The 23810-nt window shown below is 60.2% G+C and carries 18 protein-coding genes and 2 tRNA genes; 15 read left to right on the plus strand and 5 right to left on the minus strand.

Going from position 1 to position 23810, the window contains the following annotated elements; translation table 11 throughout:
- The first annotated feature begins 2 nt into the window (after positions 1-2).
- Positions 3-614 (plus strand): trimeric intracellular cation channel family protein, encoded by a 612-nt coding sequence (locus tag FBY01_RS26990; protein ID WP_145310220.1) that lies wholly within the window; start codon positions 3-5, stop codon positions 612-614.
- Here FBY01_RS26990 and queG read toward each other — a convergent pair.
- Positions 596-1675, minus strand: a complete 1080-nt coding sequence (gene queG, locus FBY01_RS26995; protein WP_145310222.1) for a tRNA epoxyqueuosine(34) reductase QueG — start codon at positions 1673-1675, stop codon at positions 596-598. The genes FBY01_RS26990 and queG overlap by 19 nt on opposite strands.
- 63 nt (positions 1676-1738) lie before the next feature.
- Between queG and FBY01_RS27000 the strand changes: the two genes are divergently transcribed.
- The 12 genes from FBY01_RS27000 (at position 1739) to FBY01_RS27055 (ending at position 16743) form a co-directional block, all read left to right on the plus strand.
- On the plus strand, positions 1739-3238 hold the full coding sequence (locus FBY01_RS27000) for an NAD(P)H-hydrate dehydratase (RefSeq protein WP_145310224.1): 1500 nt from the start codon (positions 1739-1741) through the stop codon (positions 3236-3238).
- Positions 3226-3696, plus strand: coding sequence for a tRNA (adenosine(37)-N6)-threonylcarbamoyltransferase complex ATPase subunit type 1 TsaE (gene tsaE / locus FBY01_RS27005; protein ID WP_077750238.1), 471 nt, complete (start codon positions 3226-3228; stop codon positions 3694-3696). The genes FBY01_RS27000 and tsaE overlap by 13 nt, the downstream gene beginning before the upstream one ends.
- 48 nt (positions 3697-3744) lie before the next feature.
- A complete protein-coding gene (locus FBY01_RS27010; RefSeq protein WP_372241901.1) occupies positions 3745-5124 on the plus strand; it encodes an N-acetylmuramoyl-L-alanine amidase in 1380 nt (459 codons plus the stop codon).
- On the plus strand, positions 5121-7031 hold the full coding sequence (mutL, locus tag FBY01_RS27015) for a DNA mismatch repair endonuclease MutL (protein WP_145310228.1): 1911 nt from the start codon (positions 5121-5123) through the stop codon (positions 7029-7031). Before FBY01_RS27010 ends, mutL begins: the two co-directional genes overlap by 4 nt.
- Complete coding sequence (gene miaA / locus FBY01_RS27020) at positions 7031-8002, plus strand: tRNA (adenosine(37)-N6)-dimethylallyltransferase MiaA (RefSeq protein WP_145310231.1); 972 nt, start codon at positions 7031-7033, stop codon at positions 8000-8002. The genes mutL and miaA overlap by 1 nt, the downstream gene beginning before the upstream one ends.
- A 94-nt stretch (positions 8003-8096) precedes the next feature.
- Positions 8097-8357 carry an RNA chaperone Hfq gene (gene hfq, locus FBY01_RS27025; RefSeq protein ID WP_007902656.1) on the plus strand — a complete coding sequence of 87 codons (261 nt, stop codon included), beginning with the start codon at positions 8097-8099 and terminating at the stop codon, positions 8355-8357.
- Positions 8358-8369: 12 nt separating this feature from the next.
- Positions 8370-9671: a ribosome rescue GTPase HflX gene (hflX, locus tag FBY01_RS27030; RefSeq protein WP_145310233.1), complete on the plus strand. Its 1302-nt coding sequence runs from the start codon at positions 8370-8372 to the stop codon at positions 9669-9671.
- Positions 9672-9767: 96 nt separating this feature from the next.
- Entirely contained in the window at positions 9768-10940 is a 1173-nt protein-coding gene (hflK, locus tag FBY01_RS27035) for an FtsH protease activity modulator HflK (RefSeq protein ID WP_145310235.1), read from the plus strand.
- Positions 10940-11809 carry a protease modulator HflC gene (hflC, locus tag FBY01_RS27040; RefSeq protein WP_145310237.1) on the plus strand — a complete coding sequence of 290 codons (870 nt, stop codon included), beginning with the start codon at positions 10940-10942 and terminating at the stop codon, positions 11807-11809. Before hflK ends, hflC begins: the two co-directional genes overlap by 1 nt.
- A gap of 314 nt (positions 11810-12123) precedes the next feature.
- Positions 12124-13311 (plus strand): ATP phosphoribosyltransferase regulatory subunit, encoded by a 1188-nt coding sequence (locus tag FBY01_RS27045; protein WP_010464194.1) that lies wholly within the window; start codon positions 12124-12126, stop codon positions 13309-13311.
- A 54-nt stretch (positions 13312-13365) separates the two neighbouring features.
- Positions 13366-14658, plus strand: coding sequence for an adenylosuccinate synthase (locus tag FBY01_RS27050; protein ID WP_010464193.1), 1293 nt, complete (start codon positions 13366-13368; stop codon positions 14656-14658).
- A gap of 150 nt (positions 14659-14808) precedes the next feature.
- Entirely contained in the window at positions 14809-16743 is a 1935-nt protein-coding gene (locus FBY01_RS27055) for a methyl-accepting chemotaxis protein (protein WP_145310239.1), read from the plus strand.
- 123 nt (positions 16744-16866) lie between these two features.
- Here FBY01_RS27055 and FBY01_RS27060 read toward each other — a convergent pair whose 3' ends face one another.
- The 4 genes from FBY01_RS27060 to FBY01_RS27075 form a co-directional block, all read right to left on the minus strand.
- Complete coding sequence (locus FBY01_RS27060; protein ID WP_077750242.1) at positions 16867-18432, minus strand: iron ABC transporter permease; 1566 nt, start codon at positions 18430-18432, stop codon at positions 16867-16869.
- Complete coding sequence (locus FBY01_RS27065; RefSeq protein WP_145310242.1) at positions 18432-19442, minus strand: extracellular solute-binding protein; 1011 nt, start codon at positions 19440-19442, stop codon at positions 18432-18434. The genes FBY01_RS27060 and FBY01_RS27065 overlap by 1 nt, the downstream gene beginning before the upstream one ends.
- A gap of 219 nt (positions 19443-19661) precedes the next feature.
- A tRNA-Leu gene (locus tag FBY01_RS27070) sits at positions 19662-19748 on the minus strand.
- 166 nt (positions 19749-19914) lie between these two features.
- Positions 19915-20001 (minus strand) — tRNA-Leu (locus FBY01_RS27075).
- A 226-nt stretch (positions 20002-20227) separates the two neighbouring features.
- Between FBY01_RS27075 and rnr the strand changes: the two genes are divergently transcribed.
- Positions 20228-22858: a ribonuclease R gene (rnr, locus tag FBY01_RS27080; protein WP_010464189.1), complete on the plus strand. Its 2631-nt coding sequence runs from the start codon at positions 20228-20230 to the stop codon at positions 22856-22858.
- A complete protein-coding gene (gene rlmB / locus FBY01_RS27085; protein ID WP_010464188.1) occupies positions 22855-23622 on the plus strand; it encodes a 23S rRNA (guanosine(2251)-2'-O)-methyltransferase RlmB in 768 nt (255 codons plus the stop codon). Before rnr ends, rlmB begins: the two co-directional genes overlap by 4 nt.
- Positions 23623-23810 lie beyond the last annotated feature (188 nt).

Below are 23810 nucleotides of genomic sequence, written 5' to 3' on the forward strand. Positions count from 1 at the left end.
CCATGTTGCTGATGCTCTACCTGATCGCCATCACCGCCGAAGCCATGACCGGTGCGCTGTCCGCTGGTCGTCGCGGCATGGACTGGTTTGGTGTGGTGCTGATCGCCTGCATCACGGCGTTGGGCGGCGGTTCGGTGCGCGACGTTCTGCTCGGTCACTACCCGCTGACGTGGGTTAAACACCCGGAATACCTGGTGCTGACATCGATTGCAGCCATGTTCACGGTTTTCGCTGCGCGCTGGATGCGTCACTTGCGTTCACTGTTTCTGGTGCTCGACGCCGTGGGCCTGGTGGCATTCACCCTGATCGGCTGCATGACCGCGCTGGAAATGGGACACGGCATGCTGGTGGCCTCGGTCAGCGGCGTCATCACCGGGGTGTTCGGCGGCATCCTGCGCGACATCTTCTGCAACGACATCCCGCTGATCTTCCGCCGCGAACTCTACGCCAGCGTCTCGTTCGCTGCGGCGTGGTGCTACATGTTTTGCATTTACCTGCAATTACCCGGCGAACAGGCGATTTTGATCACGTTGTTTGGCGGTTTCCTGTTGCGGTTGCTGGCGATTCGTTTCCACTGGGAAATGCCGAAATTCGTTTATAACGACGAAGCCTGACGCTCGGCGTGTTGTTTCAGCGCCCACTCGACATGTTCACGCACCAGCTCCGACGGATAGTCGCGCCGCGCTTTCAACGCTTCCAGCACCGGAATGCTCGAGGGTGCGTTCCCTAGCCCCACGGCGAGGTTACGCAACCAACGCTCGTAACCGGCACGGCGCAATGGTGAACCTTCGGTGCTGCTGAGGAACCTTTCCTCATCCCACATGAACAGTTCGGCCAGTTCGGCGTTGTCCAGGTTATGCCGTGGCTTGAAGTCGCTTTCGCCGGACGGGCGGGCGAAGCGGTTCCACGGGCAGACGATCTGGCAGTCATCGCAACCGAACACCCGGTTGCCGATCAACGGGCGCAAGTCTTCGGGGATCGCGCTTTTCAGTTCGATGGTCAGGTAAGAAATGCAGCGCCGGGCGTCCAGCACATAGGGGCCGACGAAGGCGTTGGTCGGACAAATGTCCAGGCACGCAGTGCAGCGTCCGCAATGTTCGGTGCTGTGCGGTGGATCGACCGGCAGCGGCAGATCGACAAAGAGTTCGCTGAGGAAGAAGTAACTGCCGGCCTTGCGATTCAACACCAGGGTGTTTTTGCCGATCCAGCCCAGGCCGGCCTTTTCTGCAATGGCCTTTTCCAGCACCGGCGCGCTGTCGACGAAGGCGCGGTAGCCGAACGGCCCGATGACCGCCTGAATTTTTTCTGCCAGTTGTTGCACACGTTTACGGATCAATTTGTGGTAATCGCGGCCCAAGGCATAACGCGATACGTAGGCTTTTTCCGGTTGGGCCAGCAATTGCGCCATTTGGGTATCGCCGGGCAGGTAGTCCATGCGCAGGGAAACTACGCGCAACGTACCGGGGACAAGCTCTTCGGGATGCGAGCGTTTGCTGCCGTGGGCGCCCATGTAATCCATTTCGCCGTGGTAGCCGGCCGCCAGCCAGCGCTCCAGGTGCTGCTCATGCTCGGCCAGGTCGAGGCCGCTGATGCCGACTTGCTGAAAGCCAAGCTCGCGGCCCCAGTCCTTGATGGATTGGGCGAGGGCGGGCAGGTCTGTAGTAATAGCGGGCATGAGGCGAGAGAAACCGGAGCTGAGGTGCGTATAATTCTGCCAGACATCGGAGCCCGAAGACGCATGCCGCACACTAAAGATGATTTACCCGACGCGCTGTACAGCGCCGCGCACGTGCGAGCCCTCGATGCGAATCTGATCGCGGCCGGCACGCCGGGCTTCGAATTGATGCAGCGTGCAGCGCGAGCGACCTGGCGTGGACTCGTCCGTCAGTGGCCGTCGGCGAATGAATTGACAGTCGTGGCCGGTCGCGGCAATAACGCCGGTGACGGTTATCTGGTGGCGGTGCTGGCGCGGCGTGCCGGTTGGCATGTCCGGGTCTTGGCGGCTGGCGATCCCCAGCGTTTGCAGGGGGACGCGGCGCTGGCCCATGCCGCGGCGGTGTCCGAGGGGATTGCGGTTCAAGCCTTCACTGCGCAGTCGGAATTGCGTGGAATCGTGCTCGACGCCTTGCTCGGTACCGGTTTGACCGGCGAAGTGCGAGAGCCCTTCGCCAGCGCGATCACCGCAATCAACGCCAGTGGACTGCCGGTGGCGGCGGTGGATATCCCTTCGGGTTTGTGCGCCGATACGGGGCGCATATTGGGCACGGCTGTCCGAGCTGATCTGACCGTGACCTACATTGCCTTGAAGGTAGGATTGTTCACGGGTGACGCGGCGGATGTGGTCGGCGAGCTGGTGTTCAACGATCTGCAAGCCAGCGCCGAGTCGTTTAACGGGGTCGACATTGATGCACGGCGCCTGACAGCCGGTAATTTGCCGCGTCTGGCAGGTCGCGCGCCAACCGCCCATAAAGGCAAATTCGGTCACGTCTTGCTGATCGGCGGTGATCGTGGCTTCGGCGGTGCCATTCTACTGAGCGCGCAGAGCGCATTGCGCAGTGGTGCGGGCATGGTGTCCGTGGCCACACGCAGTGAACATGTGCCAGCAGCGTTGGCGAGAATTCCTGAAGCGATGGTGTTGGGCACTTCCTCGGCCAATCAACTGATGGAACTGCTGCAAAAGGTTTCCGTGTTGGTGGTCGGCCCGGGCCTGGGTCAGGCTGCCTGGGGGCGCAGTCTTTTGTCGGCGGCGGCCAACGCGCCGTTGCCGCAAGTCTGGGATGCCGATGCGTTGAATTTGCTGGCTTCAAACCATGTGAGCTTGCCCAAGGACTGCGTGATCACGCCGCATCCGGGTGAAGCGGCGCGGTTGCTGGGGATCAGCACCGCCGAAGTCCAGGCTGATCGCCCGGCGGCAGCTCATGCATTGAGCAAAAAATATACAGCTGTTGTGATTCTTAAAGGCGCCGGCAGTCTGATCGCCAGCCCCGACGGGCGCCTGGCGTTGTCTCATCAAGGGCATCCGGCCATGGCCACCGCGGGTTTGGGTGATGTGCTGGCCGGTCTGGTCGGCGCGTTGCTGGCCCAGGGCATGGACGCGTTCAACGCTGCTTGTCTGGCGGTCTGGCTGCACGCCAATGCCGGCGAGCAACAAGGTAAATCGGGCCGCGGGCTGGCGGCCAGTGATCTGATCCCAGCCATTCGTCAGTTGTTGGAGGAGCAAGCACCGTGTCTGAAGTAACCCTGTACCTGGCCGATGAAGAGGCGATGACCGCATTTGGCGCACGCATCGCACAAACCACCCAAGGGCACGGTCTGATTTTTCTGGAAGGCGATCTGGGGGCGGGGAAAACCACGCTGTCACGGGGCATCATCCGTGGCCTGGGGCATGTGGGGGCGGTAAAAAGTCCGACGTTCACCCTGGTCGAGCCTTACGAAATCGGCGACATCCGGGCCTTCCATTTCGACCTCTATCGACTGGTTGATCCGGAAGAACTGGAGTACCTCGGTATCCGCGACTACTTCGAAGACGACGCGCTGTGCCTGATCGAATGGCCCCAGAAGGGTGCAGGCTTTTTGCCAAAGCCCGACCTGACCATTACCATTAGCCCGCAAGACAGCGGGCGTTCGCTGAAAATTTTGTCCCAGGGCTCGCGTGGCGAGTCGTGGTGTGCCGCTTTGGCATTGGAATCCAATTAAATGATGGGGTCAGGTATGCGCTTTCGCGCGATGGTAGCTGCCGTAGGGATGTTGTTTTTGGCGGTGACCGTCGACGCTGTGGCCGAGACTAAGGTCAACAGCGTTCGCCTGTGGCGGGCGCCGGATAACACACGGTTGGTGTTCGACCTGACCGGGCCGGTGCAACACAGCGTTTTCACCCTGACCTCCCCGGATCGGCTGGTGATCGACATCAATGGCGCCTCCCTTGGCTCGCCGCTGAACGTCAACACCTCGAACACCCCGATTACCGCCATGCGCTCGGCCCAACGCACGCCGACCGATTTGCGGGTGGTCATCGACCTGAAAAAAGCTGTTACGCCAAAAAGCTTCACCCTGGCGCCAAATGCCCAGTACGGCAATCGATTGGTGGTCGACCTGTTCGATAACGCCGCCGATGCCGCGCCAATACCGGCGCCGACCAATGTCGCGACGGTGGCGCCAGTGCCGGTCACGCCGGTAGAGCCTCCGGTGAAGCTGCCGCCTGCGCCTGCCGGCAAACGCGACATCATCGTGGTGATCGACGCCGGCCACGGCGGCGAAGACCCGGGTGCCTCGGGGGCTCGCGGTCAGCGTGAAAAAGACGTGGTGCTGGCCATCGCCCGCGAGCTGCAACGCCAGGTCAACGGCATGAAAGGCTTCCGCGCCGAGCTGACCCGCACCGGCGACTACTTCATTCCATTGCGCGGCCGTACCGAAATCGCCCGCAAGAAAGGCGCCGACCTGTTCGTCTCGATCCACGCCGATGCCGCCCCTTCGGCTGCGGCGTTCGGTGCGTCGGTGTTTGCCCTGTCTGATCGCGGCGCCACCTCGGAGACGGCCCGTTGGCTGGCCGATAGCGAAAACCGTTCCGACTTGATCGGCGGTGCCGGCAACGTCAGCCTCGACGACAAGGACCGCATGCTCGCGGGCGTGCTCCTCGATCTGTCGATGACTGCCTCCCTGACGTCCAGCCTGAACGTTGGCCAAAAAGTCTTGAGCAACATCGGCCGCGTCACGCCGCTGCACAAACAGCGCGTGGAGCAGGCCGGGTTCATGGTATTAAAGTCGCCGGACATCCCTTCGATCCTGGTGGAAACCGGGTTCATTTCCAACGCCAAAGAAGCGTCCAAGCTGGCTGCCGCCAACCACCAGCAGGCGCTGGCGCGTTCGATCAGTAGCGGCGTGCGCCAGTTCTTCCAGCAGAACCCGCCGCCGGGCACCTACGTTGCCTGGCTGCGTGATTCCGGCAAGATCGCTCAAGGCCCACGTGACCACCGGGTAAACCCGGGTGAGACGCTGGCGATGATTGCCGTGCGTTACCAAGTGTCTCCGACCACATTACGCAGCGCCAATAACCTGAAAAGCGACGAGCTGAAAATCGGTCAGACCCTGACCATTCCCGGCACAGAACTGGCGTCCAAAGAATGAATCAGGTGTTGACCCATACGGCTCGCATCGAGCTGCTCAGCCCGCGACTGGCGAACCAGATTGCCGCCGGTGAGGTGGTTGAGCGCCCGGCCTCGGTGATCAAGGAGTTGCTGGAAAACAGCCTCGACTCCGGCGCCAAACGCATCGACGTCGATGTGGAGCAGGGTGGCGTCAAGCTGTTGCGGGTGCGCGATGACGGCAGCGGCATTTCGGCCGATGACCTGCCGCTGGCCCTGGCGCGACACGCCACCAGCAAGATTCGCAACCTGGAAGACCTTGAACAGGTCATGAGCCTCGGGTTTCGCGGTGAAGCCCTCGCCTCGATCAGCTCCGTGGCGCGTCTGACCCTGACGTCCCGGACCAAGGATGCCGACCAGGCCTGGCAGGTCGAGACCGAAGGCCGGGACATGGCCCCCCGGGTTCAACCCGCTGCCCACCCGGTGGGCACCTCGGTTGAAGTGCGCGATCTGTTCTTCAACACCCCCGCGCGGCGCAAATTCCTCAAGACTGAAAAAACCGAATTCGATCACCTGCAAGAAGTGATCAAGCGTCTGGCGCTGGCGCGTTTCGACGTGGCGTTTCATTTGCGTCACAACGGCAAAACCATCCTAAGCCTGCACGAAGCCCATGACGACGCGGCCCGTGCGCGGCGAGTGGCAGCGATTTGCGGTTCAGGTTTCCTGGAGCAGGCGCTGCCGATCGAAATCGAACGCAATGGCCTGCATTTGTGGGGTTGGGTCGGGTTGCCGACGTTCAACCGCAGCCAGGCGGACTTGCAGTATTTTTTTGTGAACGGCCGTGCCGTGCGCGACAAACTGGTGGCCCACGCGGTGCGCCAGGCGTATCGCGACGTGCTGTTCAATGGTCGGCACCCGACGTTCGTGCTGTTTTTCGAGGTCGATCCGGCCGGTGTCGACGTCAACGTGCACCCGACCAAACACGAAGTGCGCTTCCGTGACGGGCGTATGGTCCACGACTTTCTCTACGGCACCTTGCACCGCGCCTTGGGCGATGTGCGACCGGATGATCATCTGGCTGCGCCGGTGGCGACGGCGATCGTTCGGCCGACCGGCATAGACGCCGGTGAATTCGGTCCCCAGGGTGAAATGCGCCTGGCGGCCAATGCCCTGCTGGAGCAACCTCAGGCGCAGCCGTCGTTCAACACGACGGCAGGTTCGGGTGCTGGCGCCGGTTATCAGTATCAATACACGCCGCGTCCTCAGTCCGGCGTGCCAGCGGCTGAAGCCCAGGCGGCGTACCGGGAGTTTTTTGCACCTTTGCCAGAGGCAAATGCCGTCGCGCTCCCGGCCGGTCAGGATGATATTCCTCCATTGGGCTACGCATTGGCGCAGCTCAAGGGTATCTACATTCTCTCGGAAAACGCCCAAGGCCTAGTGCTGGTGGACATGCACGCCGCCCACGAACGGATCATGTACGAGCGCCTGAAAATCGCGATGGCCAGCGAAGGCCTGAGCGGCCAGCCGCTGTTGGTGCCGGAATCGTTGGCGGTTAGCGAGCGCGAAGGCGATTGCGCCGAAGAAAACGTCGCGTGGTTCCAGCGTCTGGGCTTTGAACTGCAGCGCCTCGGCCCGGAAACACTGGCGATCCGGCAGATTCCAGCCTTGCTCAAGCAAGCTGAAGCGAATCGATTGGTGAGTGATGTGTTGGCCGATCTGATGGAATACGGCACCAGCGACCGTATCCAGGCGCACCTCAACGAACTGCTTGGCACCATGGCCTGCCACGGCGCTATTCGGGCAAACCGGCGTCTGGCGCTGCCGGAAATGAACGGTCTGCTGCGGGACATGGAAAACACCGAGCGCAGCGGTCAATGCAACCATGGCCGACCGACCTGGACCCAATTGGGCCTGGACGATCTGGACAAACTGTTCTTGCGCGGTCGTTGATGAGCCAGCTCCCACCTGCGATTTTCCTGATGGGCCCGACCGCAGCGGGCAAGACTGATCTGGCCATCGAACTGACCAAAGTGCTGCCTTGCGAGCTGATCAGTGTCGATTCGGCGCTGGTCTACCGCGGCATGGACATCGGCACCGCCAAGCCTTCGAAAGAGATTCTGGCCGAGTTTCCGCACCGTTTGATCGATATTCTTGACCCGGCCGAGAGCTATTCGGCGGCGGATTTTCGCCGTGATGCGCTGGAGGCGATGGCCGAGATCACTTCGCGCGGCAAAATTCCGCTGCTTGTAGGCGGCACGATGCTCTACTACAAGGCTTTGGTCGAAGGACTGGCAGAAATGCCGGCGGCGGATCCCGAGGTTCGTGCGCAGATCGAAGAAGAGGCTGCACGCCTTGGCTGGCAAGCCCTGCACGAACAATTAGCGCTCGTAGATCCGGTTTCGGCGGCGCGAATTCATCCGAACGATCCGCAGCGACTCAGTCGAGCGCTGGAAGTTTATCGCGTCAGCGGTCAGAGCATGACCGAGCTGCGGCTGAGACAAAGTGCGCAAAGTACTGAAGCAGCCGCTTCGGGACTGCAACAATTGCCCTATACTGTCGCGAACTTGGCCATTGCTCCGGCAAATCGCCAGGTACTGCACGAGCGAATTAAACAAAGATTCACAGTTATGTTGGAACAGGGATTCATTGACGAGGTCGTAGCCCTGCGTAAGCGAAGTGACCTGCATTCCGGGTTGCCGTCTATACGTGCGGTAGGCTACCGACAAGTCTGGGACTACCTGGATGGCAAGCTGACCCAAGCCGAGATGCAGGAGCGTGGAATCATTGCCACGCGCCAATTGGCAAAACGTCAGTTCACCTGGCTGCGCAGCTGGGCTGATTTACACTGGTTGGACAGCCTGGATTGCGACAATCTGCCGCGCGCCTTGAAATACCTTGGGGCCATCTCCATATTGAGCTGAGTCCTTGCAATTGCCGTCTATCCTTGGGGGTGTGACGGCCACAAGCCATCTGTTTACCTATTTTTTATATTGAATCCTTAAAGGAGTGCGGCACATGTCAAAAGGGCATTCGCTACAAGACCCTTACTTGAATACTTTACGTAAAGAGAAAGTTGGGGTGTCCATCTACCTGGTGAACGGGATCAAACTGCAAGGCACGATCGAGTCTTTCGACCAGTTCGTTATCCTGCTGAAAAACACCGTCAGCCAGATGGTTTACAAACACGCTATCTCTACAGTGGTGCCGGTTCGTCCAATTCGTCTGCCTAGCGCAACCGAATCCGAAGCAGGTGACGCTGAGCCAGGTAACGCCTGATAGGAGTCTCCTTTGTTCTTTGAGCGCCACGGTGGTGGTGAGCGAGTGATCCTCGTTCACTTGGATGGACAGGACCCTGAGGCGCGCGAAGATCCGCAGGAGTTTCAGGAGTTGGCTAATTCGGCTGGCGCCGAGACCGTTGCGTTTTTTAACGTGCCGCGTCATCGGCCAACCGCCAAATTCCTGATTGGCAGCGGCAAGGTCGAGGAACTTCGCGACCTGGTCCATGCCGAGAAGGCAGATCTGGTGATCTTCAATCACATCCTCACGCCCAGTCAGGAACGTAACCTCGAACGTGTTTTCGAGTGTCGCGTGATCGACCGCACGGGTCTGATTCTCGATATTTTCGCCCAGCGCGCCCGTACCCATGAAGGCAAGCTCCAGGTAGAACTGGCCCAGCTTGACCACATGAGCACCCGGCTGGTCCGTGGCTGGACTCACCTTGAGCGTCAAGGTGGCGGTATCGGCATGCGTGGCCCGGGTGAAACCCAGCTGGAAACCGACCGCCGTTTGCTGCGGGTACGCCTGCGACAGATCAAGGGCCGACTGGAAAAAGTGCGCAGTCAGCGTGAGCAGTCGCGACGCGGCCGTTCGCGTGCGGATATTCCTACCGTGTCCCTTGTGGGCTATACCAACGCCGGCAAATCCACGCTCTTCAATAACGTGACGAAATCCGACGTGTACGCGGCTGACCAGTTGTTTGCCACGCTGGACCCGACCTTGCGCCGTCTGGAGCTCGACGACCTGGGGCCGATTGTCCTGGCCGATACGGTGGGTTTCATACGCCACTTGCCTCACAAGCTGGTTGAGGCATTTCGGTCTACGCTCGAAGAGTCGAGCAACTCAGACCTGCTGTTGCACGTGATCGATGCGGCCGAACCGGATCGCATGTTGCAGATCGAGCAGGTGATGGTGGTGCTGGGCGAGATCGGTGCCCAGGACTTGCCGATCCTCGAGGTCTATAACAAACTCGATTTGCTTGAAGGCGTTGAGCCACAAATTCAGCGCGACGAAAACGGCAAGCCCCAACGGGTCTGGCTGTCGGCGCGTGATGGCAGTGGTCTGGAATTGCTTGAGCAAGCCATTGCCGAGTTGCTGGGCGGTGATTTGTTTATTGGCACCTTGCGCTTGCCGCAACGTTTTGCTCGACTGCGTGCGCAGTTTTTCGAACTCGGTGCGGTGCAGAAAGAAGAACACGACGAAGAAGGCATCTGCCTGCTGGCCGTTCGCTTGCCACGGGTTGAGTTGAATCGACTGGTGAGTCGCGAAGGTCTGCAACCGATGGAATTCATCGAACAACACACTTTGCAATAAAAGCCTGAAAAAGCGGTTGTGCCGCGGTGACAGGCATTCTGTAGCATTGGTCGGCGCGCCGTGGGTGCGTCTTTGCTTTATCAGATGGAGAGCGCTATGGCTTGGAATGAGCCGGGTGGCAACTCGAATAATCAGGATCCTTGGGGTGGCAAGCGCCGCAATAACGGCGACCGCAAGGGGCCACCGGATCTCGACGAGGCCTTCCGAAAGCTGCAGGAAAGCCTGAACGGGTTGTTCGGTGGTGGTAAGAAACGCGGTGATGACGGCGGTGGTTCGGGCAAGAGTGGCGGCTTCGGCGGCCTGCTCGGCATCGGCCTGGTCGTGTTGGCGGCCGTATGGCTGTACAGCGCGGTCTACGTAGTCGACGAGCAGGAGCAAGCCGTGGTGCTGCGCTTCGGCAAGTACTACGAAACCGTCGGTCCGGGCCTGAACATCTACTTCCCGCCGATTGATCGCAAGTACCTGGAAAACGTCACGCGCGAGCGTGCCTATACCAAGCAGGGTCAAATGCTCACTGAAGACGAGAACATCGTCGAAGTGCCGCTGACCGTGCAGTACAAGATCAGCAACCTGCAGGACTTCGTGCTGAACGTCGATGCGCCGGAAATCAGCCTGCAGCACGCGACCGAAAGTGCCTTGCGCCATGTGGTGGGTTCCACCGCGATGGACCAGGTGCTGACCGAAGGTCGTGAGTTGATGGCCAGCGAAATCAAGGAGCGTCTGCAACGCTTCATGGATACCTATCGCACCGGTATCACCATCACTCAGGTCAACGTACAGAACGCAGCTGCGCCGCGCGAAGTACAGGAAGCCTTCGACGACGTGATTCGTGCCCGTGAAGACGAGCAGCGTTCGCGCAACCAGGCTGAAACCTACGCCAACGGCGTCGTGCCGGAAGCTCGTGGCCAGGCCCAGCGTATCCTTGAAGATGCCAATGGTTACCGCGACGAAACCGTCTCGCGCGCCAAGGGTGAGGCTGATCGCTTCACCAAACTGGTTGCCGAGTATCGCAAGGCCCCCGAAGTCACCCGCGAGCGTCTGTACCTGGACACCATGCAGGAAGTCTTCACCAACACCAGCAAGGTCCTCGTGACCGGCAACAAGAATGGCCAGAGCAATCTGCTGTACTTGCCGCTGGACAAGATGGTCGAAAGTGGTCGCAACACCAGCACTCCGGTGAGCGGTGCGGCAGCCACCAGCAATGAAGCGAATGCGCGTGCGGCAGCTGATCTGCAGCAACAGCCATCTCGTACCAGGGAGAGTCGCTGATGAGCAATAAATCGCTGATCGCCCTTATTGTCGGCGTCGTCGTGGCCATCGCTGCCTGGAACTGCTTCTACATCGTGGCTCAGACCGAGCGTGCGGTGTTGCTGCAGTTCGGTCGCGTGGTTCAGGCCGATGTTCAGCCGGGCCTGCATGTGAAAGTGCCTTACGTTAACCAGGTGCGCAAGTTCGACGCACGCCTGATGACGCTGGATGCGCCGACGCAGCGCTTCCTGACGCTGGAAAAGAAGGCCGTGATGGTCGATGCCTACGCCAAGTGGCGCGTGAAAGATGCCGAGCGCTTCTACACCGCGACTTCCGGCCTCAAGCAGATTGCCGACGAGCGTCTTTCCCGTCGTCTGGAATCGGGTCTACGTGACCAATTCGGTAAGCGCACGCTGCACGAGGTGGTTTCTGGTGAACGTGACGCGTTGATGTCCGATATCACTTCTTCGTTAAACTTGATGGCGGAAAAAGAGCTGGGCATCGAAGTTGTCGATGTTCGGGTCAAGGCCATCGATCTGCCGAAAGAAGTAAACCGCAGTGTGTTCGAGCGTATGAGCTCCGAGCGTGAGCGTGAAGCTCGCGAGCACCGCGCCAAGGGTAACGAGCTGGCAGAAGGCATCCGTGCCGACGCCGATCGTCAACGCCGCGTGCTGCTGGCTGAAGCCTATCGTGAATCTGAAGAGGTTCGCGGTGATGGTGATGCCCAGGCCGCTGCGATCTACTCCAAGGCCTACGGCCAGGATCAGGAGTTCTACGGTTTCTACCGTAGCCTGCGCGCCTACCGTGAAAGCTTCGCGAACAAATCCGACGTCATGGTCCTGGACCCAAGCAGCGACTTCTTCCGTTACCTGGAAAAAGCCAAGCCTTGATACGACGTTGACCTGAATCATCCCCCGCCTGGCGGCTAAAGCCTCGGGCGGGGTGATCCTTTGGGAAAACGTGTGTATGATGCGGCAGCCGGGAAATTCCCGGCTTTTTTGCGTCTGCACGTTTGATTGCTGTTTTTAGCGGGCGCCCGAGTTGAATGACTCGACAGGTTTTTCGAGGAAAGTGGTTGGCGAAGCCGGTTTCAGGCTTTTCGCCACGTTGTTTATGCGCGTGGTTTGCACATGCGCCGACCATTTTCTGCTTCACTCAAGGCTCGCCCAACGGCTGGCCGCCCGGATCATAGGGGAATGGCGTAATGGCAACGGTAGACCGCTGGCTGCTGCCAGATGGCATCGAAGAAGTACTGCCACCAGAGGCGGCGCGCATTGAAGTCGCGCGTCGTCAGGTGTTGGATCTGTTCCAGAGCTGGGGTTACGAGTTTGTCGTGACTCCCCATATCGAGTACCTGGAATCCCTGCTGACCGGCGCGGGCTCGGACCTCGATCTGCGGACCTTCAAGGTCATCGACCCGCAATCGGGCCGGCAGATGGGTTTCCGTGCCGACATCACGCCGCAAGTGGCGCGCATCGATGCGCACACCCTGCGCCGTGAAGGCCCGAGCCGCCTGTGCTATGCCGGCAGCGTGCTGCATGCCCAGCCGCGCGCCCTGTCGTCCTCACGCAGCCCGATCCAGCTGGGCGCCGAGTTGTATGGCGATGCCAGCCCGAGCAGCGACGTGGAAGTCATCAGCCTGATGCTGGCCATGCTGCAACTGGCCGATGTGCCGGATGTGCACATGGACCTCGGTCATGTCGGCATCTACCGCGGCCTGGCCCGTGCGGCCGGTCTGTCTGGCGAAGTTGAGCAGCAGTTGTTCGATGCGTTGCAACGCAAGGCCATCGACGAGGTCATTACCTTGACCGAAGGCTTGCCTGCCGATCTGTCGGGCATGTTGCGCGCGTTGGTCGATCTGTGTGGCGGCCGTGAAGTATTGAGCGCTGCTCGCGAGCGTCTGGCGCATGCGCCAGCGCCGGTTCTGGCGGCGCTGGACGATTTGCTGGCGATTGCCGAGCGTCTGTCCACGCGTTTCCCGGAGTTACCGCTTTATTTCGACCTGGGCGAGTTGCGCGGCTACCACTACCACACCGGTGTGGTGTTCGCGGTGTTCGTACCGGGTGTTGGCCAGTCCATTGCCCAGGGCGGTCGTTACGACGACATCGGCGCCGACTTCGGTCGCGCTCGTCCGGCAACCGGCTTCTCCACCGATTTGAAAACCCTGGTGACCCTGGGGCGTGCTGAGATCAAGCTACCGTCTGGCGGTATCTGGATGCCTGACAGTACGGATGCGGCACTCTGGCAGCAGGTTTGTCAGTTGCGCAGTGAGGGTCAGCGTGTCGTTCAGGCGTTGCCTGGACAACCTTTGGCCGCCGCCCGTGAAGCGGACTGCGACCGGCAATTGATTCAGCAGAACGGGCTTTGGCAAGTATCGCCACTGGCTTCTTGAGTTTTCCTGTCGGCTGCGGCCGGCACCAAGTTTGCGCGAATGAGGACAAGTGTTATGGGTAAGAATGTCGTAGTCCTGGGCACCCAATGGGGTGATGAGGGCAAAGGCAAGATCGTTGATCTGCTGACCGAACATGCTGCCGCCGTAGTGCGCTACCAGGGTGGCCACAACGCGGGTCACACCCTGGTGATCGACGGCGAAAAAACCGTCTTGCACCTGATTCCGTCGGGCGTGTTGCGCGAAGGCGTGCAGTGCCTGATCGGCAACGGCGTGGTGGTTGCACCCGACGCTCTGCTGCGGGAAATCATCAAGCTGGAAGAGAAAGGCGTACCGGTGCGTGAGCGCCTGCGTATCAGCCCGTCCTGCCCGCTGATCCTGTCCTACCACGTCGCGCTGGACCAGGCCCGTGAAAAGGCCCGTGGCGAGCTGAAGATCGGTACCACCGGTCGCGGCATCGGCCCGGCTTATGAAGACAAGGTTGCACGTCGCGGTCTGCGCATCGGTGACCTGTTCCACCGTGAGCGTTTCGCCGCCAAGCTGGGTGAGTTGCTGGATTACCACAACTTCGTCCTGGTCAATTACTACAAAGAGCCTGCGATCGACTTCCAGAAAACACTCGACGAGTGCATGGAATACGCCGAGCTGCTGAAGCCGATGATGCTCGACGTCACCGCCGAGCTGCACGAGTTGCGTCGCGCTGGCAAAGACATCATGTTCGAAGGCGCCCAAGGCTCCCTGCTGGACATCGACCACGGTACCTACCCGTACGTCACCAGCTCCAACACCACCGCGGGCGGCATCGCTACCGGTTCGGGTTTTGGTCCGATGTACCTGGATTACATCCTGGGCATCACCAAGGCGTACACCACTCGCGTGGGTTCGGGTCCGTTTCCGACTGAGCTGTTTGACGACGTGGGTGCATTCCTGGCCAAGCGTGGCCACGAGTTCGGCGCTACCACCGGCCGTGCCCGTCGTTGCGGCTGGTTCGATGCCGTCATCCTGCGTCGCGCTATCGACGTCAACAGCATCTCGGGCCTGTGCCTGACCAAGCTGGACGTTCTGGACGGTCTGGAAACCATCAACATCTGTGTTGGCTACAAGAACCAGGATGGTGCAGTGATCGACGCGCCGACTGACGCCGACAGCTACATCGGCCTGGAGCCGGTGTACGAAGAGATGCCAGGCTGGACTGAATCCACCGTCGGTGCCAAGACGCTGGAAGAGCTGCCGCAAGCTGCTCGCAACTACATCAAGCGCGTCGAAGAGTTGGTCGGTGCGCCGATTGACATTATTTCGACGGGCCCGGACCGCAACGAAACCATCGTTTTGCGTCACCCGTTCGCTTAATAAGTTGTTGATGTAGAAAGCAAAGGGCCCTTGATTGGGCCCTTTGTCGTTTATACCTGCCGGACGGCATGACCTTTGCTGTGATGTTGAATAAAAGCATCGCTTCCAGTGCGCCATCAATTTAATGGCGCCAAAGCAGAGGGATTCCAAGTGTCGGCCGTTCTCTCATTGTTACAAAGCCGTTTGTTGCGGCCTGTGTTCGTTACCCTTGGTATCGCCCTTTTGGTGCAGGTGCTGGTGGCTGTTGCTCTGACTCGGAGCACGGTGACTGCGCTTGAGGCTGATCTTGGTGTGCGTCTGGGTGTCGACAGCCAAAAACTGTCTGGAGAGCTTGAGCAGGCGGGGCGTGAAGTCACGTCGAGCCTGGACAACCTCTCTACCAGCACCCGTCAGCGACTCACCGCCGGCTTGTCTACGCGATTGAAAGACGAGCAGGTGCAATTGCGTGCAACGTTGGAAAAGGATCTCAAGGATTCGGCCAACGACATGGCGCAACTGCTGGCCTCGGTCGCTCCGCGTGCCATGTGGGACAGCGACGTTCCAACCCTGTCCGAATTTGCCCGCCGGGCCCAGCGCAATCCCAACGTGTTGTTCGTGGTGTATGACGACGCGACGGGTCAGCACCTGACGCGCTACCTCAACCGCGAAAACCCGATCAACAAGGCGCTGCTGGAGAAAGGCCAGGGCGAGCGTGCGCTGGACAAAGTGCTGGACGCGGCGAAGAACGATCCATCGGTCTACTACCTCGAAGCATCGATCAACCCCAACGGTGTGGAAATCGGCAAGGTCTTGATGGGTGTCTCGACCGCCTCGGTGGAAACTGATCTGGCGGCCCTGGATAAACGTTTTGCGGCGCTGATCGCCAGCGGAGATCAACTGGTTGGCGACAGCCTCAAAGGCGCGGCCGCCGACAGCGCTACGGCGATGCGTGCGCGTCTGACGTCTGCGCAGGTTACGGCCTCTGAAATGAAAGCCAACACCACCAGCACCGTGCAGGAAGCGGCGTCGACATTGCGCTGGCGCATCGGGATGTTCCTGGCGCTGGTCGGTTGCGGTGTGCTGCTGTTGCTCGCAGTGGTGCTGGGCCGTCGTGTGGTCAATCGCTTGAAAATGCTCATCGCCGCCATGGATGACCTGGCGGCGGGTGAGGGCGACCTGACCAAGCGCGTGCAGATCAATAGCAAAGATGAGATCGGCGATATGGCCGCAGCGGTCAACCGCTTTGTGGATAAGTTGCAGCCGATCGTGCGCGAAGCGGGCGATGTGGCCCAGCGTACCGGTGTGGAAATCGGCGCCATGACCCTGCGCAATGCCGGAGCTGATGCGGCGGCGGGCATGCAGCGTGATGAAGTGGCTGAGAGCCTGCGCGCGTTATCGCAGATGGCCGATGAAGCCCAGTCGGAAAGCCACGCCATGCAGGCTGCGTTGCAGCAAGTGGTGGACATTCGTTCGGCCACCGATGAGAACACTCGAACTTCGGCGAAGGTCGGCAGCCTGATCGAGGCGTTGGCCGGGCAGGTCGATACCGGGGCGAAAGTCATCGAGCGTCTGGCGCAGCAGAGCGAGCAGATTGAAGTGGTGCTGACGGTGATTCACGGGATCGCCGAGCAAACCAACCTGCTGGCACTGAACGCCGCCATCGAAGCGGCGCGTGCCGGCGAAACCGGTCGCGGCTTTGCGGTGGTGGCGGACGAAGTCCGGGCGTTGGCGAGCAAGACTCAAAGCTCCACCGGCGACATCCAGGCGCACATCGTGGCCTTGCAGCAAGGTGCGCGTGAAGCGGTGGCAGCGATCGGCCAGGCCGGGCGTCAGGCCAATGAAGGTTTGCTGGTATTGCGTGACAGCGCACGGTTGCAGCAATCGGTGCAGGCATCGGTCGAGCAGGTGCATGCGGCGATTGGTCTGGCGACCCAGGCAGCGGCGCATCAGGCGCAAGGTGCACAAGCGGTGCGCGGTCGGGTTGAGACGATTCATGCGCAGGCTGAGAAAGCGGCTCAGGCGGTGGTGGAAACCACGGCCAGCGGCAAGGTGCTGGATGGGTTGGCGGCGCAGCTGAAGGCAAGCCTGGGGCAGTTCAGGGCGTAAGATTTGTATTGGTTGAGCTGACGTCATCGCGAGCAGGCTCGCTCCCACGGGATTGTGGGTGGGCACAGAATTTGTGACCACCTCAGATCAAATGTGGGGGTGAGCCTGCTCGCGATGGCGGTCTTATCGGCTCAAATACATCCGTGTTGTCAGTAAATAAACCGGCAGCCCCGACACCAGAATCAACAACGCCGCATAAGGCGCCGCTGCCGCGAACTCCACGTTCGCGGTATGCGCCCAAACCTCAGTCGCCAGCGTATTGAGCCCGGTCGGACTCAACAGCAGCGTCGCCGTCAGCTCCTTCATCGCATCCAGAAACACCAGCGCAAACGCTGCACCCAGTGCTGGAAAGATGATCGGCAGCGTCACCCGGCAAAACGCACTGAAAGACGATGCCCCCAGCGTGCGTGCCGCCTCTTCCAGTTGCGGCGCGGCCTTGTTCAGCGCCGTGCGAATCGGTGCCTGCGCCAATGGCAAAAACAGTAGCGCATAAGCGATCAGCAGCAGTGCCGAAGTCTGGTACAGCACCGGCACGTAATGCAGGGCGAAATACACCAGCGTCAGCGCAATCACCAAGCCTGGCAGCGCGTGCAGCAGATAGGGCAAGCGCTCGGCCCAGATCGCCAGCCGGCCTTTGTGCCGCACCACCAGCAATCCCACCGGCACCGCCAGCACCAGGCACAGTGCAGCGCCACCCAGCGACAACGCCAGGGACGACAGTAGCGCTTCGCTGATTGCTGCCACCGGGAATGCTGCCGACGAACCTACCGCCAGCCAGTACGCCAGCATCCCCAGCGGAATGCCGCTGCCGATGATTGCCAATGCCAGGCAGTAAACCTGTCCGGCAACCGTCCACGGCCCCAGTCGAACCTGTTCCGCCTGCCGCGCTGCGCCCTGGCCGGTGCGCACGTGCCGGCCTTTGCCGCGTACTCGCAACTCAAGCCACAACAGCACCAGGCACAGCGCCAGAAGCACCGCCGACAGCATCGCCGCGTTGGCGTTGCTGAATTCCAGTTCGAACTGCTGATAAATCGCGGTGGTAAAGGTTTGCAGGCCGATGATCGACAGGGCGCCGAACTCCACCAGCATGTGCAGGGCAATCAACAGCGAACCTGCAAGCAGGGACGGCCAAAGCAGGGGGAGGGTGATCCTGAAAAACACGCCCCACCGATTCTGTCCCAGCGTGCGGGCTGACTCTTCCAGGGACGGATCGAGGTTGCGCAGGGTTGCTGCAACGGGCAGAAAGATCAGCGGGTACTTGGACAGGGTCATCACCAGGATCGCCCCGCCCAGGCCTTCGAAATGCGCGCTCAGGGATACCCAGGTAAAACTGCTGACGAACGCCGGCACGGCGAACGGCAAGCACAGGATAACGCCCCACACTCGCCGTCCCGGCAGATTGCTGCGTTCCAGCAGCCAGGCAAGGGACAAACCGATCACGCCGCAGGCGACGGTCACGCCGATCATCAGCGCCAACGTATTGCGCAGCAGCCCGAAAACATAAGGCCGCCACAGCAAATGCAGCGCCTCGGCCCAGCCGGCCTGCCAGGTCTTGAGCCCGACATACACCAGCGGTAAAAGGCTGAGCACCACCAGCAGCAAAACCGGCAGCAGCAGCCAGATCGACGGCCGCTTGCGCCGTGGCACGTAACCCCCGCGCGAGGCGGGGGCGGATAACGATGCGCTCATCAGTTCAAGCCAACGTCACGTTCCAGGTCCAGGGCTTCTTCGGCGTTGCCGAGGTCGGCCGGGGTGACTTTCGGTGCCTCCAGTTCGCTGAACGGCTTGAGACCGCGATCCGATTCCATGCCTTTGTGCAGCGGGTATTCGGCGGTGGTCTGGGTGATCACGCGCTGACCTTCTTCGCTGGCCATGTAGGCGAGAAATTGCTGGGCTTCTTTTGGGTGCTTGCTGGATTTCAGCACGGCGGCGCTGGAAACAGTGATCAAGCCGCCGACGTCGCCGCCGGTGAAGTAATGCAGTTTCGAGTCGAGCTGGCCTTTTTCCCGTTGCAAAGCGAACCAGTAGTAGTTGTTCACCAGCACGGTGGCGACTTCGCCGTTTTCCACCGCTTTCAGCGCAACCATGTTGTTGCTGTAAGTCTTGCCGAACGCGCGCAGGCCGGTCAGCCATTCTTCGGCCGCGTCCATGCCATGCACTTTGATGATTGCCACGGCCTGTTCCTGGAATGCGCCGCTGGTAGGCACGAAACCGACCTTGCCTTGCCATTTCGGATCGGAGAATTCCATCACCGACTTGGGCAGGTCTTTTTCATCGATCAGTTTCGGGTTGAAAGCGACCACGCGGACCCGGGCGGTGATGCCGATCCAGGTGCCATTACCGGCGACGTAGTCTTTCGGCAGTACGGCGAGGGTGGCGGCGTCGGTCTGGGCCAGCAGGCCCTGTTCGCCGAGTTTGTTCAGCGGAGGCGATTCTTCTGTGTAGATCACATCGGCGGGAGAGCGGTCGCCTTCTTCGACGACCTGGCTGGCGAGCTGATTGCTGCTGCCTTTGCGCACGTTGACGTGAATGCCGGTCTTGGCCTCGAAGGCTTTGGCGATGGCGTCACCGACTTCCTTGTGTTGGCCGTTGTAGAGGGTCAGGGAAACTGGATCAGCAGCCTGGGTGAGGGGAGTGGCGAGTGCCAGGCCGAGCAGGGTGAAGGTCAGGCCGCGGCGCAGGGTATTTCGAAACATCATTCGCAGGGTTCCTCACTGTCGCATTGCAAAAACTTGAAACAATGATAAACGATATTGTTTCTCAAGTGCGCCTTGCGGGGCGCAGAGGGTTTTGCTAGAGGGGGTGCGATCTCTTTGGCGAGGGAGGAGTAATGGCTTGAAGTTTTTGAATGCCAGAAACGCAAAAACCCGCTTTCGCGGGTTTCTGTGAAATCCAAGATCGAAACCTTGAATTTGAATTGGTGCCCAGAAGAAGACTCGAACTTCCACGACCTTGCGGTCACCAGCACCTGAAGCTGGCGTGTCTACCAATTTCACCATCTGGGCATAATCTTCAGCGTCGCCGCTGTTGATGTGGCGCACTATACGGAGAGCGTTTTGATCTGTAAACCCCTGATTTAGATTTAATAAATCAGATGTTTAGAATGCAAAAAACCCGCTTTCGCGGGTTTTTGTGTGAGCCTTGAAATTGATCTAATCTCAAGCTCGTAATTGGTGCCCAGAAGAAGACTCGAACTTCCACGACCTTGCGGTCACCAGCACCTGAAGCTGGCGTGTCTACCAATTTCACCATCTGGGCAGTATCGGCAACGCTAGTGCGTCGTCGATGGCGCGCACTATACGGAGCGTCTTTTTAACTGTAAACCCCTGGCATCAAAAAAACCTGGAAAATTTTACCAGCGGCATTTAAATCAGCTTTGCGCTGTCGATATAAGGCTTTAGATAGGCTGTCGCAGCCTGAAATTTCCCGTTTCATTACGCCTATGCCAAACTAACCCGCATATAGACAAGGTGAAAACTCTCTAATGGCCGATTGGCAGTCCCTCGATCCCGAGGCCGCTCGTGAAGCGGAAAAATATGAAAACCCTATTCCTAGCCGCGAACTGATCCTTCAGCACCTTGCTGATCGGGGTTCGCCTGCTAACCGCGAGCAGTTGGTGGAAGAGTTTGGTCTGACCACGGAAGACCAGATCGAAGCCCTGCGTCGCCGCCTGCGCGCCATGGAGCGCGACGCTCAACTGATCTATACCCGTCGCGGCACCTATGCGCCTGTGGATAAGCTCGACCTGATCCTGGGCCGCATCAGCGGTCACCGTGACGGCTTCGGCTTCCTGGTCCCGGACGACGGCAGCGATGACCTGTTCATGAGCCCGGCGCAAATGCGCCTGGTGTTCGATGGTGACCGAGCCCTGGCCCGTGTGTCTGGCCTCGACCGTCGCGGTCGTCGCGAAGGCATGATCGTCGAAGTGGTGTCCCGTGCCCACGAGACCATCGTCGGTCGCTACTTCGAAGAAGGCGGTATCGGCTTCGTGGTGGCGGACAATCCGAAGATCCAGCAAGAAGTGCTGGTCACTCCGGGTCGTAACGCCAACGCGCAGATCGGTCAATTCGTCGAAGTGAAGATCACGCACTGGCCGACCCCACGCTTCCAGCCGCAAGGCGACGTGGTCGAGGTCGTGGGCAACTACATGGCGCCGGGCATGGAAATCGACGTTGCCCTGCGCACCTACGATATTCCTCACGTCTGGCCTGAGGCGGTGCTCAAAGAAGCCGCCAAGCTCAAGCCTGAAGTTGAAGAGAAAGACAAAGAGAAGCGCATCGACCTGCGTCATCTGCCGTTCGTGACCATCGACGGTGAAGATGCGCGCGACTTCGATGACGCGGTTTACTGCGAAGCCAAGCCTGGCAAGCTGCGCCTGTTCTCCGGCGGCTGGAAGTTGTACGTGGCGATTGCCGACGTTTCCAGCTACGTGAAGATCGGTTCGGCACTGGATAACGAATCCCAGGTTCGCGGCAACTCGGTGTACTTCCCCGAGCGCGTCGTGCCGATGCTGCCGGAGCAGCTGTCCAACGGCCTGTGCTCGCTGAACCCGCACGTCGATCGCCTGGCCATGGTTTGCGAGATGACCATCTCCAAAACCGGTGAGATGACCGACTACTGCTTCTATGAAGCGGTGATTCACTCCCACGCCCGCCTGACCTACAACAAGGTCAGCGCGATGCTGGAAACGCCGAAACTCACAGAAGCGCGTCAGCTGCGTGGCGAGTACACCGACGTCCTGCCACACCTCAAGCAGCTTTACGCACTGTACAAAGTGCTGCTGGCTGCTCGTCACGTGCGTGGCGCGATCGATTTCGAAACGCAGGAAACCCGGATCATCTTCGGTACCGAGCGCAAGATTGCCGAAATCCGTCCGACCGTGCGTAACGATGCGCACAAGCTGATCGAGGAATGCATGCTGGCGGCCAACGTGGCCACCGCCGAATTCCTGAAAAAGCACGAAATCCCTGCGCTGTATCGCGTCCACGACGGTCCGCCACCGGAGCGTCTGGAAAAACTGCGCGCCTTCCTTGGCGAGCTCGGCCTGTCCTTGCACAAAGGCAAGGACGGCCCGTCGCCGAAGGATTACCAGGCCTTGCTGGCCAGCATCAAGGACCGTCCGGATTTCCACTTGATCCAGACCGTCATGCTGCGCTCGTTGAGCCAGGCGGTGTACAGTGCCGATAACCAGGGCCACTTCGGCCTGAATTACGAAGCCTATACCCACTTCACCTCGCCGATCCGCCGCTACCCGGACTTGCTCACGCACCGGGCGATCCGCAGCGTCATCCATTCCAAGCAGAACACCCCGCACGTTCGCCGTGCCGGCGCGATGACTATTCCGAAAGCGCGCATCTATCCATACGACGAAGCGGCGCTGGAACAGCTCGGTGAGCAATGCTCGATGAGCGAACGCCGTGCCGACGAAGCCACTCGCGACGTGGTGAACTGGCTCAAGTGCGAGTTCATGAAAGACCGTGTGGGCGAATCGTTCCCGGGTGTGATCACCGCAGTGACCGGTTTTGGTCTGTTTGTCGAGCTGACCGACATCTACGTCGAAGGCCTGGTGCACGTCACCGCGCTGCCGGGCGATTACTACCACTTCGACCCTGTGCACCACCGCCTCGCCGGTGAGCGTACCGGTCGCAGCTTCCGCCTTGGCGACACCGTTGAAGTGCGCGTGATGCGCGTTGACCTCGATGAGCGCAAGATCGACTTCGAGATGGCGGAAAAAACCATCAGCGCGCCGATCGGCCGCAAAAAGCGCGGAACTGAAAAGACCGAGCCAGCCGCCAAGACATCGGCCAAAACCGCAGCAGAACCGGCACCGGCAAAAACCGGTCGTCGTCCTGCCAAGGAAAAGGCTGTCGAAGCCTATCGCCCAAGCGATGCTGCGGCGAAAAATGCCGAGCTGCGTAAAAGCCGTGAATTGAAACAGGCGTTACTGTCTGAAGCAAAAAGCGGCGGTAAAGCGGCGTCTGGGGGAAAGACCGGACGGTCGGCGCCTGACAAGGCCCCCGGCAGCAAGCCAAGCAAACACCGTAAAGGCCCGCCGAAAGCGGGTTCGGCCCCAGCCAAAAGCGGCGGTGCGCGTAAACCTAAGGCCAAGTCATGAGTAATCTGGAAAAGATCTACGGCGTGCACGCTGTAGAAGCATTGCTGCGTCACCACCCGAAACGCGTCAAGCAAATCTGGCTGGCTGAAGGCCGCAGTGATCCGCGGGTTCAGACTCTGATCGCCCTGGCTGCGGAAAATCGCGTGGCCGTCGGCCAGGCCGAGCGCCGTGAGCTGGATGCCTGGGTTGAGGGCGTGCACCAGGGCGTCGTGGCGGATGTGAGCCCGAGCCAGGTCTGGGGCGAAGCGATGCTCGACGAGTTGCTCGATCGCACCGAAGGCGCGCCGCTGCTGCTGGTGCTCGACGGCGTGACCGATCCGCATAATCTGGGCGCTTGCCTGCGTTCGGCCGATGCGGCCGGTGCGCTGGCGGTGATCGTGCCGAAGGACAAGTCAGCCACCCTGACCCCGACGGTACGGAAGGTGGCTTGTGGTGCGGCGGAAGTGATTCCGTTGGTCGCCGTGACCAACCTGGCGCGAACCCTGGAAAAACTCAAGCAGCGTGGCTTGTGGGTTGTCGGTACGGCGGGCGAGGCTGAGCAGAGTCTGTATCAGCAAGACATGACCGGCCCGACCATCCTGATCATGGGCGCGGAAGGCAGTGGCATGCGTCGCCTGACTCGCGATCTTTGCGACTACCTCGTGCATCTGCCGATGACGGGCAGCGTCAGCAGTCTCAACGTGTCTGTGGCGACTGGCGTTTGCCTGTTCGAGGCCCAGCGCCAGCGCAGCGTCAAAGCGGCGGCGGGCGGCAAGAAGTCTTAAGCCGGTTGTAATCCCTGTGGGAGCGAACCTGCTCGCGAAAGCGGAGTAACATTCAGCATCAATGTTGAATGTCATGCACCCTTCGCGAGCAGGCTCGCTCCCACAGTGGTTTGTGTCAGGGCGAAAAGTTGCGGTGCGAACGAACTGTTCAAATAATCACCAATTGCCTTGCACCTCTTCTATCCCTT

Source organism: Pseudomonas sp. SJZ077 (assembly GCF_007993905.1).
GTDB lineage: Bacteria > Pseudomonadota > Gammaproteobacteria > Pseudomonadales > Pseudomonadaceae > Aquipseudomonas > Aquipseudomonas mandelii.